Below are 16,487 nucleotides of genomic sequence, written 5' to 3' on the forward strand. Positions count from 1 at the left end.
AGAAAGGAACGACGGCTGGTTTCTGAGGGTTCTTTCTGTTGAATCACGATGCGGCTTCTCCCTGTCTTAGAACAAATTGTATCCGGCATGGTCGAGGCTCACGGTCACCGCGCACGAGACCTGAAGTGGATCCAGAGGTGCAGGTAGAAACCGGAACTGATCCAGTCGATGGCACATCGATCTTCACAGCGATACAGGAGCGTGTGGGGATGAAGTTGGAGCCTGCAAAGGGACCTGTGCAGGTCTGATGGTCGACCACGCCGAGCGACCCTCAGGAAACTAGTCCGAGAATCGGAGCACCTGGGCTTCGGTGACCGCGGTTGCCGTAGCGGCGAGTACGATTCCTGCCGCGCGAGCGCTCGTATCGATCTAAATTCGGTGCTTCCATGGGAGTCGATGGCAACAGCGTAGTGCTAAGGAAGCAGATTAGCGTTCCGAGAGAAGCCCCTTGATGTTCGTTTCAACATTATCTTTATCGACCACCACGCCGACATACGCGACCGCTACCCTGCCGGACTTATCGATCAAGTAAGTGGCCGGATACGCATTCAATGCGTATGTCTTGGAGATCGCATCGTCACCCATAGCTATGCGGTAGTTGATTCCCTTCGTCGCCATGAAGGGTCGCACCTTCGCCCATGCTTCATTTGCGTTCTTCAGACCATCGTAGGAGATGTCCATTGCGACACCGACAGCCACAAATCCCTTCTCTCTGTAATTCTTCTGAAACTCTATGAAGGACGGAATCTCAAGAACGCAACCACCGCAATCGGTAGCCCAGAAGTTCAACAAGACGACCTTGCCTCGGTAGTCTGCAAGGTGCATCTTCTTGCCGTCCTCAGAGATGAGTTCGAAAGCGGGAGCCGGTCTCCGGCTTTCAGGCGCGGTCAACGACGCGTGTTTATCCTGCTGTCCGTAGAGCGCCGGCGTAACGGACGCGATCACAACTGCTAAACCGCAAGCAGCAACCCATAGCCGTCCCGTGATGACAGGTTTCGTAAATTCACTTCGCATATTCGGTCGGCGCCTCAAATGATCGTCATTTATGCAGCGAAATAGACAGTGTCGCTTATAACCTCTACAATGTAACACTAATGATCGGTGAGTTCGAATACCTCTTGATCGCTGCAAGTCATCGTCTTGGCGAAGACGCTTATGGTGCGTCTATTCGTCGCGAGGTTGAGGCTGCGACTGAAAGACCATGCTCGATCGGTTCGCTCTACACGACCTTGGATCGGTTAGAAGCGAAGGGACTAGTGACGACGTGGATGGGAGAGGCAACTTCGCAGCGTGGAGGCCGCGCAAAGCGGATGGTTACTGTGACCGCTAAGGGAATTGAGGCGGCTTCTATCTTTTACCGTGCAATATCTAAAGTTAGTCGAGACATCTCCTGGGAGGCACAGTGCCCTTTGTCTCAGGAATAGACACCGCGATGAGCCGCCTCTTGAGCGGTTTGCTCAAAGCGCTGGACAGCGATGAGAGAGAGGCCGTCTCAGGCGACCTGCTAGAAGCGCGCGAATCACCGAGCGCATCGGCCTTGCAGGTCCTCGGACTCATCCTCAAGAGACAACTCGATCCCTGGGCCGGGTGGCGGCCTTGGCTTCTCCTAATTACGGTCGCACTTCCTTTGGCCGTGGCGCTTTCTCAAGCCACGAGGGAGTTCGCGGGGTGGAGTGCGATCTATAGCTGGATGTTGATCAACAACACGGATGCCGCTCTCTTGAGAAGCGCTGGATTTTGGTCGGGGGTCCGCGAAAACAGCTGGAAGATTGGGGAGTTTGCCCTCGTCCTCTTCTGCTGCTCCTGGGCGTGTGGACGATTGATCGCACAGCTCTCTCGCAAGGCGCATATGTCAATGGCATTCCTCTTCGTGTTGACATCCCTCTTCGTCCTCATCGCTGGGATACCTTCCCACGCGCGGGCAATTCTGGTCCATTCAAACGACAGGTACTTCCCAAATGGAGCCGTGTTCGCCAATGCGTTCTATCGCGACTGGTTTCCGTTGATCGTCTACGCGATCACTGTATTGGTTCCTTTGCTGCTGGGGTTCGCGCACGCCGAACCGGCCGTGCGAAGACCTAAGGCGCTTCGCGTCTTCTTCTATTGCTCTACAGCACTCGTCGCCGTTGGCCTAGTTGAACAGCCGTGGCTGCTGATGGAGATGTGGAGTTGGCAAATGATCCCTGTTCGTTTCCTGACTCTTCCGAGCCTCCTGCCGGTGGCATCCATAGGACCCGCTTGCCTTCTAGTCATCGATGTTGGGAGACGGTCTATCAGGCTACGTTCAAATCGATCCACTCGCTGGACTGACACCAACTGGTCTCAATCTCCGGAACGCTAAGTTGGCCGTGACCGTTCTTGCACATGAGTTCCATACCATTCCATTCGAGCAGGTTGTGAGATGGTCGACCTATTCGGGTTGGCTTGGTCAGTGATCGCAAACACTGCTTGCAGCGTTGTTCCTGGTCGCGAATGGCCCAGCGCAAGCTCATCAGAGCAAGACAAACAAAGCAGAGCATCTGCAGCAGATCGGAGATGTTCGGAAATGTTCTGTGGATGGGCAGGCAGAGGCTGGCGCTTAAGAGGAAGGCCAGGAGCAGCACCTCTGCGACCTGCGCGAAGAAGAAGAATCGCAGGCTGAGCCTGAGGCCTCGCCGGGTGCTCTGCTCGAGGTGGCGGTTCGAGTTGGTCATGAGGGCCACAAGAAGCACCAGAGGGGAGGCCACTAAGCAGTCCTGGAAATCGGCGGCCAAAGGAGCTGTACCAAAACGCCAACTCGATTCAAGAAGAAGGATTCCTAAGCCCGACAGAACATTAAGAGAGAAGAGTGTCGAGAGACAGAGGAACGCAGTGCCACTGAATTTGCGACGCCAACTCTCCACGCGGAGCCACCAGCCATCGAGAACTAAGCCTGCGGCGAGGTCAGCGATACCGCGGCGGCTCGGCCGGCCGCCCTTATGCCGTGGGTGACGCATGTGCCAGAGCTCAGCTTGCCATGCCCGGCCCCATTCTTCCCTGTCGCCAACCGGCACAAGCCTCGCTACAAGATGCAGGAGAGAGCTATCGAAGACCGGCAACTCCCGAGGAGGCCCTTGGGTCATGCATTCTTCTCCGTAACGAGATGAGCAAGAAGCGGATACCGTTCCGTCGCCGCAAGCGCTGCTGTCTTGCCCGCTGGCGTGACCTCATAGTATCTGCGGGCCGGCCTCTGCTTTGCGGTCGCCTCTTCTTCGGGCTCCCATCGCGATTCCACCAACGAATCCCGCTCCAATCGACGCAACGCAGGATAGACGGTGCCGCTGGGCAGGCCGGTGACTTCCATCACGTCGAGACCGAAGCAGTAGCCGAGGCTGAGCGCTTTGAGGATGAGGGCGGCGGAATGTGAGAGTCGAGGCATCGTTACCTATGTAGTATGCTAGCACGAAGTAGTACACTACATAGGGGTGAGAGATGCTTGAACTTCAACACGCTTCCAAAAGCTACCGCAGCATACCCGCCGTCGAGGACATCAACTTTGTGCTCAGAGAAGGCGAGGTGCTCGGCTACCTCGGCCCCAATGGCTCGGGTAAGTCGACCACGGTCAAGATGGTCATCGGAATGATTCAACCGACAAAGGGAAAGGTCCTTTTCGCCGGCCGAAACATCCATTACGATCTGGCGGCCTATAGGGCTCAGTTGGGTTATGTACCTGAAGAGGCGCATGTCTACACACATCTCTCCGGCCTAGAGTATCTGCAACTGGTGGGCCGGTTGCGCGGGCTGGAGGAACGGGTTCTTGAGTTGAAAGCCCGTTCCCTGCTGCAATTGCTCTCGCTCGAAAGCGCGCAGTACTCTTCGCTGTCGGACTATTCGAAGGGCATGAAGCAGCGGGTGCTTCTTGCTGCCGCGTTGCTGCATAATCCTCGATTGATCGTCTTTGATGAGCCGCTGTCCGGACTTGATGCGGTGTCTGCTCGCCTCTTTAAGGACCTGCTCGTCCTGTTGGCGCGGGAAGGCAAGGCCATCCTCTACATCTCGCATGTGCTGGAGGTGGTGGAGCAGGTCTGCGATCGAGTGATTGTGCTGGCTAAGGGCAAGATCGTCGCGGACGCACCGCCACGTGAGCTGACGAGGCTGATGGAGTTGCCGACACTCGAAAGCGTCTTTGCTCAACTTGTTCGACAGACGGATACGTTGCGGATCGCGAATCAGGTAGTTGAAGTCATGAAGGTGAGCCATGACTAACCCGGCCAATGTCCTTCGTGTGTTGACGGCGCATTTCTTTCGACGTTTCTTTGATAGCGATACCGTCCGGGTCGAAGGTGAGACTCTAACGACCGTTGTACGTGCTCTCGCAGCCACTGCCGCTCCGGGATTGATCACAGCCTTCTTCCTGGAAAACCACTATCCCCGAAGGCCGGCGTGGGGCGCGATCGAGGACCAATACTTCTTCGTCTTGTATTCGTTTGCGGTGATGGGTGTCGTCGCGATCTTTCAGTGGGAGATGCTGTTCCCTGACCGGTTGGATTTTCTGGTGCTTTCGTCACTTCCCATAAAATCCTGGCAGCTTCTCACATCGAAGGTCATTGCGTTAGTCGGCTTCTTTTGGCTCTTTCTCTTTGCCTGCAATATCCTTGGGGCGCTGGTGCTTCCTGTAGTGACAAGTGGTGACTTCGCCTTTCCAGATCGCTTTGTTGCTGGGGAGCTGGCTCTCCCCGCAGCGACGATTGGCGACGTCTTCCGGCAAGCCTACGCTCAAGTTATTGCCGCAGCACTGGCTGGAACCTTTGCCGCCGCGTTCTTTCTCGCACTCAGCGGCATCCTACTTTGCATTCTGAATACAGCCCTGTTCCGACTGATATCGCCCTTTGTTCAGATGTTCTCCGTGGCAATACTGATACTGTGTTTTCTGTTTTACGGAAAATTGGGCGATGCTCTGCCGTTGGTTCTGTCGACGCCGATTGGATGGGCGCGTTGGATGCCGCCCCTATGGTTTCTCGGCGTCTATGAAGACATCCTCCATGGCTCTAGCGGGCCTCCCTTCGCGCATCCGATGGCACAGTATGGCCTTCGTGCAACGGGAATGGCGCTGGTGGTAGCGACGCTGACCTATCCGATTGCGTGGGTGCGCATGCGCAGGCTCGCGGTCGAAGGAATTTCCAGCGGTCTGAGCCGGCATGCGTGGTGGTTGCGCTGCTTGATTCGCTTGGGTAGTCGCCGGACTGGAGAGATCGCGATCCTTGCGTTCATCTGGCAGACACTGACACGGAGTAACAGGTACCAGGTCTATCTGGCGATGTATGGCGGGGTGGGAGTTTCACTAGCGGCTGCCTGCGCCGTCGACTTCTCCACCGATGGTTCCAGGTTCCTGCCGATAGTCTCAGAACGCGGTCTGCACGCAACTCTTCCTCTTCTTCTCTTTTGGATGATCTCTGGGCTACGGATCGCGTTCGCATTGCCACTCAACCTTTCGGCAGGATGGATCTTCCGGATTACCGGAGTGAGCATTCGAGAGTGTGCTGATGCGGCGAGGCGCTGGGTCTTCTTGTGTGCCTGTGCCATCCTGCTTCTCGTGATGCTTGTACTCACGGCAGAAGAATGGGGATTCAAACTGCTCCTTGTGCAGGCGATTGTTGGGTTGAGTCTTTGCAGCTTGCTGACAGATGCCTTCTTCCTGGGCGAGCCCAGCGTTCCCTTCAATAGGGCGCGAATGCCGGGTAAGACGAATCTTCCCCTCCTGCTGACGCTGTACCTGGGCTTCTTTCCCTTGTTCGTCTATGGCGTGATAGCCCTCGAGATCCATATGGAGAAGCATGTGGGGAGACTCCTGCTCGTCTCAAGCGTTGCTCTCGGCTTCAACCGATTGGCACGTAAGATCGAGGACCGACCGGAGGAGATAGAAGAAGAGATGGAAGGGTATGAAGGAGAGTTCCAGTTGCTAGGGCTGAATTAGTGCGGTGCTCCACTGAGACTGTTATGAATCGAACCTCGACTTTGGCCGTCTAGCGTTCACTCCAGGAAATAGTTCGGACTTCACCATGGATCCGAATACGACGACATGCATCTTCACCACGCCACTTGCTTCGGGACGCAGTTGCAAGATCGGCTTCATCTTCACGCCTTCCGCAGGGGGCAACAGGTCCGCAGTGTTCTCAATCATTGATGACACGATCGCCGGGCTCAACACGATTCAACTGTCGGGATTGGGTACCACTTCGGCGACGCTGACGCGTGCGAGTATCTCTTTTGCAAGCACGAACGTCGGAGCTTCATCGACGGCGCAGGTAGCGACACTGAATAACACCGGCAAAGCAGTCATGATGATTCTAACAGACGTCCGGCGACGTAAATTGTCGCGCCGAGAGACGTTGAGTGCCTGTCCGGTTTGTCTACACTCGGATCCGTCGAGGCAAATCGACCGGGACTTCAGGGTTCTCCAGCAGTCAGTGGCGGCCGTTCGGCAGGCTTACAATCCGTGAACCTTTTCCGGGGTGAGACATCCCCGGGTCGTCGCCAGACATCGCATCGAGGAAGGAGCCACAAAAGCATGTCAGATCCAACTCGAGAGATGGGAATCAAACCGACCGACTTCGACACACTGCAGACACTGAACGATGAGGTTCCGAAGGCACCGCACGACGCAGAACACATAAACCCAAAACTGGCTTCGGATATACGTTACTGGGCTGCGGAGTTGGGCGTATCCGGCCACGCATTGCACGAGCTGGTGCGGGTGCATGGCACATCGGTTGCGAAGGTACAAGCGGCCATTGAGCAGAACGCGTAAAGATCAGCTGAAGCCATACGGCGTCATAGACATGAGATTTGACATTGTCAGCAAAGATGGCAGGCAGACTGCACGAAACATTCGAGCCTCGCATTCGAAGTTCCGGGGCAAGCATCCGCCAGCGTGCCTCCCGCAACACGACATTATGGGAACTGCGTCGCTCGTACAGTCCTGCTGGAAAGTTTCAGCGGTTGTAGTTCTGTGCGTACATGTCGTGGGGTAATCCCAGGGAACGGGATCGCCGGGCTAAAGCATAGGCCGCTTGCTGATCCATGACTCCGCCTATGGAGACGAGATACGGCGAATGACCGCTCGAAGTGAACACCACTGGCTTTAGCTCTGGATGGCTCTGAGCGATGCTTGACACCTTCTTCTCAGCATCCGGCTTGCGGTTATAGGTGTACGCGATCACCCGCCATCCGGCACTATGACCAGCCATTGCGTTGAGGCCCACTCCTTGAGCGCTAGGCTTTGGTGTTAAGACGTTCGAGATCTGCCCATTCGGCTGGGCAGCCGAACGGGCAGGCTCCTGGACCGCAGGCTTTGAAACGGCCTCAGCCTTCGACCCTTCGAGTCGCTTTGCCTCGCCCGCACGTCCATGTACCCATAGGAACCCGATCACAAGAAGACTTACCATGCCGACGATCCCTAACCACCTGGGACTAAGCGAGAAGCCCTTGCCTTCAGTTCGAGCAACCTCGCGCGGGTTCGCGCGAACAGATCTCATGTTCAGCTCCTCGTTAAGCAGAGGAAGCGGAAGCGAAGCCTCCGGCGGCATAGAAGTCTTTGCCGCAGCTGCAGGTGCCGGGGACAAGCCGTTCAAAGCCGGTTCTACGGGTTGCTTTGAAGCAGAATAGTCTTCGAGCGCAGCCCTGATGTTCTCAAGACCCCATGTGCCATCGAGTCCCTTGCGGATGATCTGGTTGAATGGCTTTGGCAGGAGAGAGTCGGGCAGGCCCTCAACCGATCCACGTTGCGTTATACCCCGGAGCAGCACGTTCGCTAGGTCGCTCACATCGCGTTGTTTTGCGGCGCGGCCTGCCTCGCCCTCAGGAGCTTCACGGATGCAATCGCTACGCAGTTTGACAGTGTCATTCAGGGCAAAGACGTTGCGTGGCTCTACATGCTCGTGAATGAAGCCGTGGGTGTGAAGCACATCAAGTGCTGCCACCAGGCTTAATCCGAGCTGAGCTACGTCGTCAGACGACAGCGTTCCGCGATCAAGCACCTCAGCAAGGTTCGCATCCACCTTTTCCAGCACTGCATAGACGACTGGACGGCCATCGATGTCGGTTTGCCCAAAGTGCTCAAACTTTAGAAAGTTCGGGTGGTTCAATGCCTCCACGCTACGCCAACGAGCGAGGATGTCTTCTTCATCGAAGTGGCACTCGATGAGGCGTACTACCTTCAACTCACCGTTAGGACCGGTGGTGGAGTAGAACGCGCTTCGACCTTCCGGCAATAGAAGCTTCTGCAAAGGATAAGCGCCGTCGATGGTGACGCCTTCGTACTCGGTCCATAGCTGCATCGGTCAAATCCTTCAATGGGAGTGAGTCAAGACAGGAGTGCCGAACGGCAAATGCTACAAGAAGACAAGCGCGCCGAGCATGCTAACGGAATTGCCTTTGCTCCAAGGCCATTATCGCAAACAATGGAGTGGATTACGCGTGCAGCGAGATGGAGGCCCGGGCCTACCGGATCTCACCGAGCCGAGACCTAGCAGGGCAGATCATTCGAATGATCTTCGTCGGGCAAGGGATTGATCGCCGGGATAGATTGGCTTGCACTCGCTGACATTGGAGTTTGCCTGATCGCGTACGAGCTTCATATCCGATGCTGGATAAGCGCCATGTCATGATAAAGTCCGTTTACACGAGGAAGTAGGGGATCACAAGAACTGGAGGACACCCGTTTGGCACTCACCATCACCGGTCTCTCAAAGACGTATCCGAACGGCGTGAAAGCGCTCAAAAACCTCTCTCTCACCATTGGCAACAACATGTTCGGCCTCCTTGGACCAAACGGAGCCGGCAAAAGCAGCCTCATGCGCACCGTCGCCACTCTTCAGGATCCCGACACTGGAACGATCTTCCTCGATGGTCTGGATGTGCTCAAAGAGAAAGACGCGGTCCGCAAAGTTCTCGGGTATCTGCCGCAGGAGTTCGGCGTATACCCCAAGATGTCGGCGCTCGACATGTTGCAACACCTTGCCATCATGAAGGGCATTACCAACAAGACTGAGCGGAACCAAATGGTGGACGCGCTGCTGAACCAGACCAATCTCTGGGCGGCACGTAAGAAGGCGCTCAGCACGTACTCCGGCGGCATGAAGCAGCGTTTCGGAATTGCGCAGGCGCTGCTCGCCAATCCAAAGCTCATCATCGTCGACGAACCCACCGCCGGTCTTGATCCTGCCGAGCGCAACCGCTTCCTTAATCTTCTCAGTTCGATCGGCTCGAACGTGACCGTGATCCTGTCCACGCACATCGTCGAAGACGTTCGCGAACTGTGCCCGCGCATGGCTATCATCGCCAACGGAGAACTGTTGCTCGAAGGCTCGCCTGCTGATTCGCTGCAGGAGCTCAAGGGTAAGATCTGGAGCAAGGTCGTCTCCACGGACGATGAGCTTCGCGCCCTGGAAGCGAGTCTGAACGTCATCTCGACGCATCTGGTGGGTGGTCTGCATGAGGTCCGCATCTACGCCGATGCAAGTCCCGGTGAAGGTTTCACGCCGGTCGATTCAGGGCTCGAAGACGTGTACTTCCTCAACCTCGCCAAACAGTCGAAGAACTAACCACGACGAGACAGGAGACCAGCATCATGACCCAGTTCTGGGAGTTCTTCACCTTTGAGCTCAAGTTTCGCGCCAAGAGCGTCTCGACGTACGTCTACTTTCTACTTTGGTTTGCCTTCGAGTTTCTCTGCATCGCAAGCGAGAGCTTCGGACCGATCGGCAATGCTAACGGCAAGATCCTGCTGAATGGTCCGTACGCGAATACCTACAACTACATCGGTGCCAGCTTCTTCGGCGTCATCGTCATCGCCGCCATCTTCGGCACGTCGATCCTGCGCGACTTTCAGCGCGACACCATCCAGATTCTCTTCACTAAGCCCATCTCGAAGTTCGCTTACCTCGGCGGCCGCTGGGCAGGCTCTTTCGTCGCAACTGTCTTCGCATTCTCGGGGATGCTGTTCGGCGGCTTCATCGGGACATTCGCTCCTTGGGCGGACCACGCGCGGATAGCGCCCAATCATCTCCTCTGGTACCTTCAGCCGTTCTTCTCCGTAGCTGTAGTCCAGATCTTTTTCCTGGGATCTCTGTTCTTCCTTGTCGCGGCGCTCTCGCGCAAGATATTCATCGTGTATCTGCAGGGTGCGGCGATCTTCATGCTCTACATCATTGGCGTCAACGCGTTCTCTGCTACGCGCTCGCTCGAACACTTCTGGTCGGCCATTCTCGACCCCATTGGCTTCCTCTATAACGACGCCATTACCCGCTATTGGACGGTGATCGAGAAGAACACGCTGCTTTACTCGTGGTCCGGGGTATTCCTCTATAACCGGTTGCTATGGAGCTCCATCGGCCTGCTCGCTCTGCTCGCTGTCTGGAAGTTCTTTCCCATGTCGGTCGAATCGCTCACCGCCAAATCCAGTAGCAAACGCGCGAATCTTCAGCGAGAGCAGGAAGAAACTGTTAAGCCTCGCCGCTCGCTGGTTGCGATCCCTTTGCCACGCGTCAACCAGATCTTCGGCCCCGGAACTTCCTTCGCCCAGTTCGTCTCGCTTACCCGCATCCGCATCTCGAACATCGTCCATGAAGTTCCCTTCTGGGGAATCCTCTTTCTCATGGCGGCTATCAGCCTCAACAATGGCCACTTCGCGGGTCGTCGGGGTGGAGAGAACGTCTGGCCCGTCACCTATCTCATGCTGCAGTCCGTCGAAGGTGGCGCAAGTCTCTTCTTCTACATCGTCGCCACGCTCTATGGTGCGGAGCTCATCTGGCGCGAACGCGACACACATTTCGCCGGCATTCACGACGCACTCCCCATGCGCGAGACTACGGACTGGCTCTCGAAGCTGACCGCCCTGTGCTTCGTAGAGCTCGTGCTGCTGACCGTCGCTGGTCTATGTGGTGTCATCATGCAGATCGTCGCCGGATACTACCACTACGAGCTGCTCCAGTACGCGAAAGAGCTCTACCTCGTAACCTTCCCGCAGGTGCTGATCTATGTCCTGCTGGCGCTCTTCATTCAGACCGTCGTCTCGAACAAGTTCATTGGTCACGGACTCGTCATCCTCGTCTTCGTCGTCACACCCATCCTGCAGAGCTTCGGATGGGAGAACACGCTCTATCTCATCGGCAACACGACTTCGGTCACCTACTCGGACATGAATGGCTACGGCCACTTTGTGCAGGCGTTGATCTGGTCTACCAGCTACTGGCTGGGCTTCATGTGTGTGCTGGGAGTCATCTCCATCGCGCTCGCCCGCCGTGGAGCGGAGGAGGGCTGGGCCTCGCGCTTCAAGCTGGCTCGCCAGCGTGCCCCTAGGCTTCTACCTGCCGGCATCTTCTTCCTGCTCGTCACCCTCGGCAGCGGAGGCTGGTTCTTCTACAACGCCCACATCCTGAACCAGTTCATCAGCGCCAAACAAGGCCGCGTCCTCCAGGCGGACTACGAGCGCGCTTATAAGAAGTATGAGCGCCAGCCGATGCCCAAGATCATCGCCGTCGACGCCAATATAGACATCTTCCCCGAGCGTCGATCTTTCACCGGCACGGGCCATTACCTGCTGCAGAATAAGACCTCCGCACAGATCTCGCAGATCCATATCTCAGACGCACACGCCGCCGCGTTCGGTTCTATCGATCTCCAGCCCTCGATCTCGAACGTCCATTTCGACCGCCCCTTCCACATCATCTCCACCAGTCCCGGTGGTCAATACACCATCTACCAGTTCGAAACTCCGCTCGCGCCGGGTGAGAAGCTCGACATGACCTTCTCGCTCGCCCACATCAGCCGCGGCTTCAAGGATGGCCACGAACGCGCTGAGTTCGCCTACTCCGGCACGTTCTTCGACAGCGGCTACTTTCCCACCATCGGCTATGACAGTGGCGTCGAACTCGACGACCCGCGCCGCCGCCACGAAGAGAAGCTCGGCGAGCTGGAGCTTCTTCCGCATCGCGACGATGCACTCGGCTCAGTGACCAATCTCTTTACCAAGCAATCCGATTGGATCACCTTCCACACCACAGTCAGCACCTCCGACTCCGACAACGAAGGCAAGCCGCAGATCGCGATCTCCCCCGGATATCTTCAGGCCGATTGGCATAAGGATGGCCGCCACTACTTCACCTACGACATGGGTGAAGTCAAGACCGCTGACTTCTTCAGCTTTATCTCCGCTCGATACGACGTCAAACGCGTCGCTTACGCGGGTGCAGCGGGCCCCATCAACATCGAGGTCTACCACATACCCGCGCACAACTTCGATGTGGACGACATGATCGAAGCCACGAAGGCGGGCCTCAACTATTACGAGAAGAACTATAGCTCCTTCCAGTTCAAGCAATACCGCATCCTCGAGTTTCCTCGTTACCGCACTTTTGCGCAGTCTTTCCCAAACACCGTTCCCTTTTCCGAGGCCATCGGTTTTATCGACCGCACCGAAAAGCCTGACGACATCGACTTCGCTTACTTCGTCACCTGCCATGAACTTGCCCATCAGTGGTGGGGCCATCAGATCATCGGCAGCCAGACCGAAGGCTCGAACATGATGTCCGAGTCGCTCGCGGAGTATTCTGCACTTCGCGTCATGGAGAAAAAGTACGGCACCGAGAACATGCGCAAGTTTCTCGCTCACGAGCTTGACGGCTATCTGCGCGGGCGCTCCGGCGAGATTCGCCATGAGAATCCGCTTGTGCTCGTCCAGAACGAGCAGTATGTCTGGTATCAGAAGGGCTCTGTTGCTCTTTATGCTTTGTCCGACTACATAGGCGAGGACAAGCTCAACGCGGCGTTGCGAAACTTCCTTATGCAGTACCGGTACGCCAATGCAACGGACGCGCAATCCGGCCCCTATCCGGACACGCGGCAATTCGTCGCCGCTCTCCGTGCTGCAACTCCACCGGAGCTGCAGTACTACATCACCGATGCCTTCGAGAACATCGTTCTCTACGACAACAAGGCGATAACGGCGAGTTACATAGAGACGGCCGATAAGAAATACAAGGTCACATTGACCGTGCAGGCGAAGAAGGTGAAGGCGGACGGCAACGGAGCGGAGACACCTATGTCTCTGAACGACTACATCGACATAGGTGTTTTCTCCGGCAAGAAGAACCACGAGAAGCAGCTTTATTTGAAGAAGGAAAAGCTTTCGCAGGAGAAGCAGACCTTCGAGATCGTCGTCGATGAACTTCCCACACGTGCTGGAATCGACCCGTACAACAAGCTCATCGACAGGGTCTCCGACGACAATGAGATTGATGTCAGCAAACCTTGAGATCACTTGGGTTTCCGATCGTCGCGAAGGCTGAGGTTTCTCAAAAACGAGGTTGCGCAAATATTTTTAGAGCGGGCTCGTCGGAAAGACGTTCGAGGGCATAGAGATCTCGGGAATTCAGCAGGTGCAGACGTGTCTGCCACTCAATCTGCGGGAACGGTGAACAATCTGCACACGGGCCGCGACAAACCGCCCGCAGTGGATCGGAGATACCTATCCTTAGGCCGGGGAATGATCGTGGCCAGGCAAGATCACTGGGCCATCAAAGGCGGTCTTCGCCAACGCTCCCTAAGGTGAAATTTATCCATTCATCGCAACACGTTCGATGGCCGGGATCCATAAACACGGATGTGAACACGAGCCTCTGAGGATCGACAACCGTTTGGTGTCCTATCTTCTTCCCGAAGGACAAGGCTTCGACGTATCGAACCTCAAAGCCCGCTGCCTAGGAAACGTTGTGCTTCTCGTCTAGTAAACGGACGATAGGTAGAACGTGTGAAATATCGGTCGTACGCTTTTTCCGCGACTCACCAATGGCGAATGGCTGCAGCGTCGCCGCTCGACGTGTGCTCGCGCAGGCCAGCATGTGTTGTATTGCGGTAGGCAGTGAGTGCCTGCTCATGCTTCTCGAAGTCTAGGCTAATCTCAGCCCGACCGTCCTGTAAGAAGACGTTGGGGCTTCTCGGGGTGGTGTAAACAACTGCTTGCGCTGCCATAGAAATAGCGTAGAACGCAGGTCGTGGATCTCAATACCTCGAAGGTGGAATACATGTATGGTCCGACTCCGCAGAATCCGTCGAAGTCCCGTCGTGCCATCAATCCTTGCCATACCTCATTGAACACGAGGTATGATCATGCCGCTAAGCCGAGCCGGGAACGCACGTATCTAGTGCGCGAAAAGGACGCTGATCAAGACCATGGATCCGGAGTCACAACGCGGGGATCTCTGTCGGTCTATGAGGCGCCAATAATCAAGACTGCGACAATAGCGGTGGGTATGTTCATGGCTTGTGCGAGTTCTCACTCCTTCGGCGCCCTGAAGGGTGATTGCCCCGAGCGCTTCTCTATTAGAAGACCGTCGTACGCGCAGTATCTCCATATTGACAAACTTTAGCTGTCCGTCTTACTGTGCTCCCGCTCCAATAAATCAATAGCGGATGTGACGATGAGAGTTCCCCAGAACAGCCCTGCTCGCAAACTCAGCCTTCTCCAGCTTGTTGGAGCCGTGGCGTTTGTATTTTGCATAACAGATGCCACAACCCTCGCTCAGTCGCGCGGAGGCTCAACCGCGCCGGACCTCGGGCCAAACGTTCTCATTTTTACCCCGAGTATGTCGACCAATCAGATCCAGACAGCAGTACAAACGGTCACGACTCAGCAGCTCAGCAACCAGTTTGGAAGCCAACGGTATGCTCTTCTCTTTGCCCCGGGCACCTACGGCACAGCCACTGCGCCCCTCCAATTCCAGGTCGGCTTCTATACAGACGTTCAGGGCCTTGGTGCTTCGCCGAATGACGTAGTCGTTAACGGTTCGATCGATGTCTACAACCAGTGCGACAGTACGGGATGCAACGCCCTGGATAACTTCTGGCGTTCACTGTCGAACCTTTCCATCAATGTCACGACGCCTAACGCTGGTTGCTACACCGGCGAGTTCTGGGCGGTCTCTCAGGCCTCCCCGCTGCGCCGAGTAAATGTCAACGGCAACATGACGCTGATGGATTACTGCACGGGACCGTCGTATGCCAGCGGCGGTTTCATCGCCGATTCGATAACCGGCCCGATCGTCAACGGTTCTCAGCAGCAGTTCTTTGTCCGTAACAGCAACATTGGCACATGGTCGAATGCTGTCTGGAACCAGGTCTTTTCGGGCGTGGTTGGAGCGCCTGCCCAGAGCTATCCCAATCCGACCTACACGACACTTCCAAGCACTCCTGTAAGTCGTGAAAAACCGTATCTGTACATCGATGGCAATGGTAAATACAACGTTTTCGTTCCTACGGCTGAGAGGGCCACGACCGGCAACGACTGGACCGGGGGCTCGGGACAGGGATACTCAAAGCCAATTGCTAGCTTCTTCATCGTCAGGCCTGGAGTCAGTGTCGACGAGATCAACCTTGCACTGTTATTCGGCAAAAGTCTCATCATCACCCCGGGCGTCTATAACCTTGACAAGTCCAGCAACGTGCTCTATCCGAACACGATCGTTCTGGGTCTTGGCTTGGCAACGATTGTTCCGCAGACAGGCCGCCCAGCGATGACGATCGCCGATGTCGGTGGAGTTCAGGTGGCAGGATTAATCTTCGACGCAGGTCCGGTTCGATCTGATGTCCTGTTGCAGGTCGGTCCGCGGCGTGCCAGCTTCTTCGGCAAGCTATTCGGTGAGGATGATCGCGATCACTCCGCCAATCCAACTTCGCTCAACGACGTTTACTTCCGGATCGGCGGTGCAACTCTTGGGACAGCGACCACGAGCCTCGAGGTGAACAGCAACAATGTCATTCTCGATAACATATGGGCGTGGCGGGCAGATCACGGCGCTGGTGCCGCTTGGACCGTCAACAAGGCTGATCATGGCCTCGTTGTGAACGCAGATAATGTAACCGCAACTGGACTCGCAGTCGAGCACTATCAGAAGGAGCAAGTGCTCTGGAGTGGCAACGGAGGCGAGACCATCTTCTACCAGAGCGAGCTGCCGTATGACCCACCAAGCCAGTCTTCATGGACGGATGGGGCTGCTAACGGCTATGCCTCTTACGTCGTCGCTAACAACGTCAAGACGCACCAGGCCTATGGGCTCGGCATCTACAGCTTCTTCAACCACGGAATCAACATCATCGAGGACAATGCCATGACAGTTCCGCAATCCAATGGGATCGCTATTCATGACGCAGGCACAGTCTTCCTCAATGGCAGTGGTCAAATCACACATGTCATCAACGGAACGGGTGGCACTGTAAGCGCCGCTAACTCCGGAACGGTAAGCCCCGTCGTCACATATCCATAAGATGTGCTGTCGCGGAACGATAAAGGCGGCGCCAAGGGTGCCGTCTTTATCGGCTGGGCGGGGCGAGCTTTCCTAGAATGACGTTCTGCTCGAACGACTCCGAACTCAAGGAGTCTTTCGGTTTGCCGTCGACATTTATAGAGTACTCGTCGATGATGTCGCCCGCTTTCCCAATCGGCATGGCCAGAGATCCTATTAGTTGTCACTTTT

Annotated in this window: 15 protein-coding genes; 9 read left to right on the plus strand and 6 right to left on the minus strand. The window is 56.0% G+C overall.

Annotation, left to right across the window (positions count from 1 at the left end; all coding sequences use genetic code 11):
* The first annotated feature begins 137 nt into the window (after positions 1–137).
* Positions 138–248 carry a DUF3738 domain-containing protein gene (locus HDF16_RS31845; protein ID WP_432432246.1) on the plus strand — a complete coding sequence of 37 codons (111 nt, stop codon included), beginning with the start codon at positions 138–140 and terminating at the stop codon, positions 246–248.
* A 178-nt stretch (positions 249–426) separates the two neighbouring features.
* On the opposite strand, the gene HDF16_RS13325 is transcribed toward HDF16_RS31845, so the two are convergent.
* Positions 427–1,014, minus strand: coding sequence for a TlpA disulfide reductase family protein (locus HDF16_RS13325; protein ID WP_184217256.1), 588 nt, complete (start codon positions 1,012–1,014; stop codon positions 427–429).
* Positions 1,015–1,094: 80 nt separating this feature from the next.
* On the opposite strand from HDF16_RS13325, the gene HDF16_RS13330 reads away from it, so the two are divergent.
* Complete coding sequence (locus HDF16_RS13330; RefSeq protein WP_184217258.1) at positions 1,095–1,424, plus strand: PadR family transcriptional regulator; 330 nt, start codon at positions 1,095–1,097, stop codon at positions 1,422–1,424.
* Between the two features lie 8 nt (positions 1,425–1,432).
* Positions 1,433–2,341 (plus strand): hypothetical protein, encoded by a 909-nt coding sequence (locus HDF16_RS13335; protein WP_221312718.1) that lies wholly within the window; start codon positions 1,433–1,435, stop codon positions 2,339–2,341.
* Here HDF16_RS13335 and HDF16_RS13340 read toward each other — a convergent pair.
* Entirely contained in the window at positions 2,274–3,101 is an 828-nt protein-coding gene (locus HDF16_RS13340; RefSeq protein WP_184217260.1) for a hypothetical protein, read from the minus strand. The two genes, HDF16_RS13335 and HDF16_RS13340, sit on opposite strands and share 68 nt — an antisense overlap.
* The gene (locus tag HDF16_RS13345) at positions 3,098–3,397 is read right to left on the minus strand and encodes a PadR family transcriptional regulator (protein WP_184217262.1); all 300 of its coding nucleotides are present in this window, start codon (positions 3,395–3,397) and stop codon (positions 3,098–3,100) included. The genes HDF16_RS13340 and HDF16_RS13345 overlap by 4 nt, the downstream gene beginning before the upstream one ends.
* A gap of 53 nt (positions 3,398–3,450) precedes the next feature.
* On the opposite strand from HDF16_RS13345, the gene HDF16_RS13350 reads away from it, so the two are divergent.
* From HDF16_RS13350 to HDF16_RS13360, 3 genes are all read left to right on the plus strand, one after another.
* Complete coding sequence (locus HDF16_RS13350; protein ID WP_184217264.1) at positions 3,451–4,224, plus strand: ABC transporter ATP-binding protein; 774 nt, start codon at positions 3,451–3,453, stop codon at positions 4,222–4,224.
* A complete protein-coding gene (locus HDF16_RS13355) occupies positions 4,217–5,932 on the plus strand; it encodes a hypothetical protein (protein ID WP_184217266.1) in 1,716 nt (571 codons plus the stop codon). The genes HDF16_RS13350 and HDF16_RS13355 overlap by 8 nt, the downstream gene beginning before the upstream one ends.
* Before the next feature lie 594 nt (positions 5,933–6,526).
* Positions 6,527–6,766, plus strand: coding sequence for a DUF3606 domain-containing protein (locus HDF16_RS13360; protein WP_246409055.1), 240 nt, complete (start codon positions 6,527–6,529; stop codon positions 6,764–6,766).
* A 184-nt stretch (positions 6,767–6,950) separates the two neighbouring features.
* Here the strand turns inward: HDF16_RS13360 and HDF16_RS13365 are convergent, their stop codons facing one another.
* Positions 6,951–8,294: an SPOR domain-containing protein gene (locus HDF16_RS13365; RefSeq protein ID WP_184217268.1), complete on the minus strand. Its 1,344-nt coding sequence runs from the start codon at positions 8,292–8,294 to the stop codon at positions 6,951–6,953.
* A 384-nt stretch (positions 8,295–8,678) separates the two neighbouring features.
* Here HDF16_RS13365 and HDF16_RS13370 point away from each other — a divergent pair, with 384 nt between their 5' ends.
* The gene (locus HDF16_RS13370; RefSeq protein ID WP_184217270.1) at positions 8,679–9,560 is read left to right on the plus strand and encodes an ABC transporter ATP-binding protein; all 882 of its coding nucleotides are present in this window, start codon (positions 8,679–8,681) and stop codon (positions 9,558–9,560) included.
* Positions 9,561–9,586: 26 nt separating this feature from the next.
* Complete coding sequence (locus tag HDF16_RS13375; RefSeq protein ID WP_184217272.1) at positions 9,587–13,270, plus strand: ABC transporter permease/M1 family aminopeptidase; 3,684 nt, start codon at positions 9,587–9,589, stop codon at positions 13,268–13,270.
* 527 nt (positions 13,271–13,797) lie between these two features.
* Here HDF16_RS13375 and HDF16_RS13380 read toward each other — a convergent pair.
* Positions 13,798–13,986 carry a hypothetical protein gene (locus HDF16_RS13380; protein ID WP_184217274.1) on the minus strand — a complete coding sequence of 63 codons (189 nt, stop codon included), beginning with the start codon at positions 13,984–13,986 and terminating at the stop codon, positions 13,798–13,800.
* Positions 13,987–14,435: 449 nt separating this feature from the next.
* Between HDF16_RS13380 and HDF16_RS13385 the strand changes: the two genes are divergently transcribed.
* On the plus strand, positions 14,436–16,277 hold the full coding sequence (locus tag HDF16_RS13385) for a coagulation factor 5/8 type domain-containing protein (protein WP_221312720.1): 1,842 nt from the start codon (positions 14,436–14,438) through the stop codon (positions 16,275–16,277).
* A gap of 46 nt (positions 16,278–16,323) precedes the next feature.
* Here HDF16_RS13385 and HDF16_RS31255 read toward each other — a convergent pair whose 3' ends face one another.
* Positions 16,324–16,458, minus strand: a complete 135-nt coding sequence (locus HDF16_RS31255) for a hypothetical protein (RefSeq protein ID WP_281383461.1) — start codon at positions 16,456–16,458, stop codon at positions 16,324–16,326.
* Positions 16,459–16,487: the final 29 nt, after the last annotated feature.

The sequence above is a fragment of the Granulicella aggregans genome (genome assembly GCF_014203275.1).
GTDB lineage: Bacteria > Acidobacteriota > Terriglobia > Terriglobales > Acidobacteriaceae > Edaphobacter.

Coding starts and splice junctions, on each gene's coding strand:
- HDF16_RS13325 (WP_184217256.1), bottom strand. CDS start 1,014: ATGCGAAGTGAATTTACGAAACCTGTCATCACGGGACGGCTATGGGTT.
- HDF16_RS13330 (WP_184217258.1), top strand. CDS start 1,095: ATGATCGGTGAGTTCGAATACCTCTTGATCGCTGCAAGTCATCGTCTT.
- HDF16_RS13335 (WP_221312718.1), top strand. CDS start 1,433: ATGAGCCGCCTCTTGAGCGGTTTGCTCAAAGCGCTGGACAGCGATGAG.
- HDF16_RS13340 (WP_184217260.1), bottom strand. CDS start 3,101: ATGACCCAAGGGCCTCCTCGGGAGTTGCCGGTCTTCGATAGCTCTCTC.
- HDF16_RS13345 (WP_184217262.1), bottom strand. CDS start 3,397: ATGCCTCGACTCTCACATTCCGCCGCCCTCATCCTCAAAGCGCTCAGC.
- HDF16_RS13350 (WP_184217264.1), top strand. CDS start 3,451: ATGCTTGAACTTCAACACGCTTCCAAAAGCTACCGCAGCATACCCGCC.
- HDF16_RS13355 (WP_184217266.1), top strand. CDS start 4,217: ATGACTAACCCGGCCAATGTCCTTCGTGTGTTGACGGCGCATTTCTTT.
- HDF16_RS13360 (WP_246409055.1), top strand. CDS start 6,527: ATGTCAGATCCAACTCGAGAGATGGGAATCAAACCGACCGACTTCGAC.
- HDF16_RS13365 (WP_184217268.1), bottom strand. CDS start 8,294: ATGCAGCTATGGACCGAGTACGAAGGCGTCACCATCGACGGCGCTTAT.
- HDF16_RS13375 (WP_184217272.1), top strand. CDS start 9,587: ATGACCCAGTTCTGGGAGTTCTTCACCTTTGAGCTCAAGTTTCGCGCC.
- HDF16_RS13380 (WP_184217274.1), bottom strand. CDS start 13,986: ATGGCAGCGCAAGCAGTTGTTTACACCACCCCGAGAAGCCCCAACGTC.
- HDF16_RS13385 (WP_221312720.1), top strand. CDS start 14,436: ATGAGAGTTCCCCAGAACAGCCCTGCTCGCAAACTCAGCCTTCTCCAG.
- HDF16_RS31255 (WP_281383461.1), bottom strand. CDS start 16,458: ATGCCGATTGGGAAAGCGGGCGACATCATCGACGAGTACTCTATAAAT.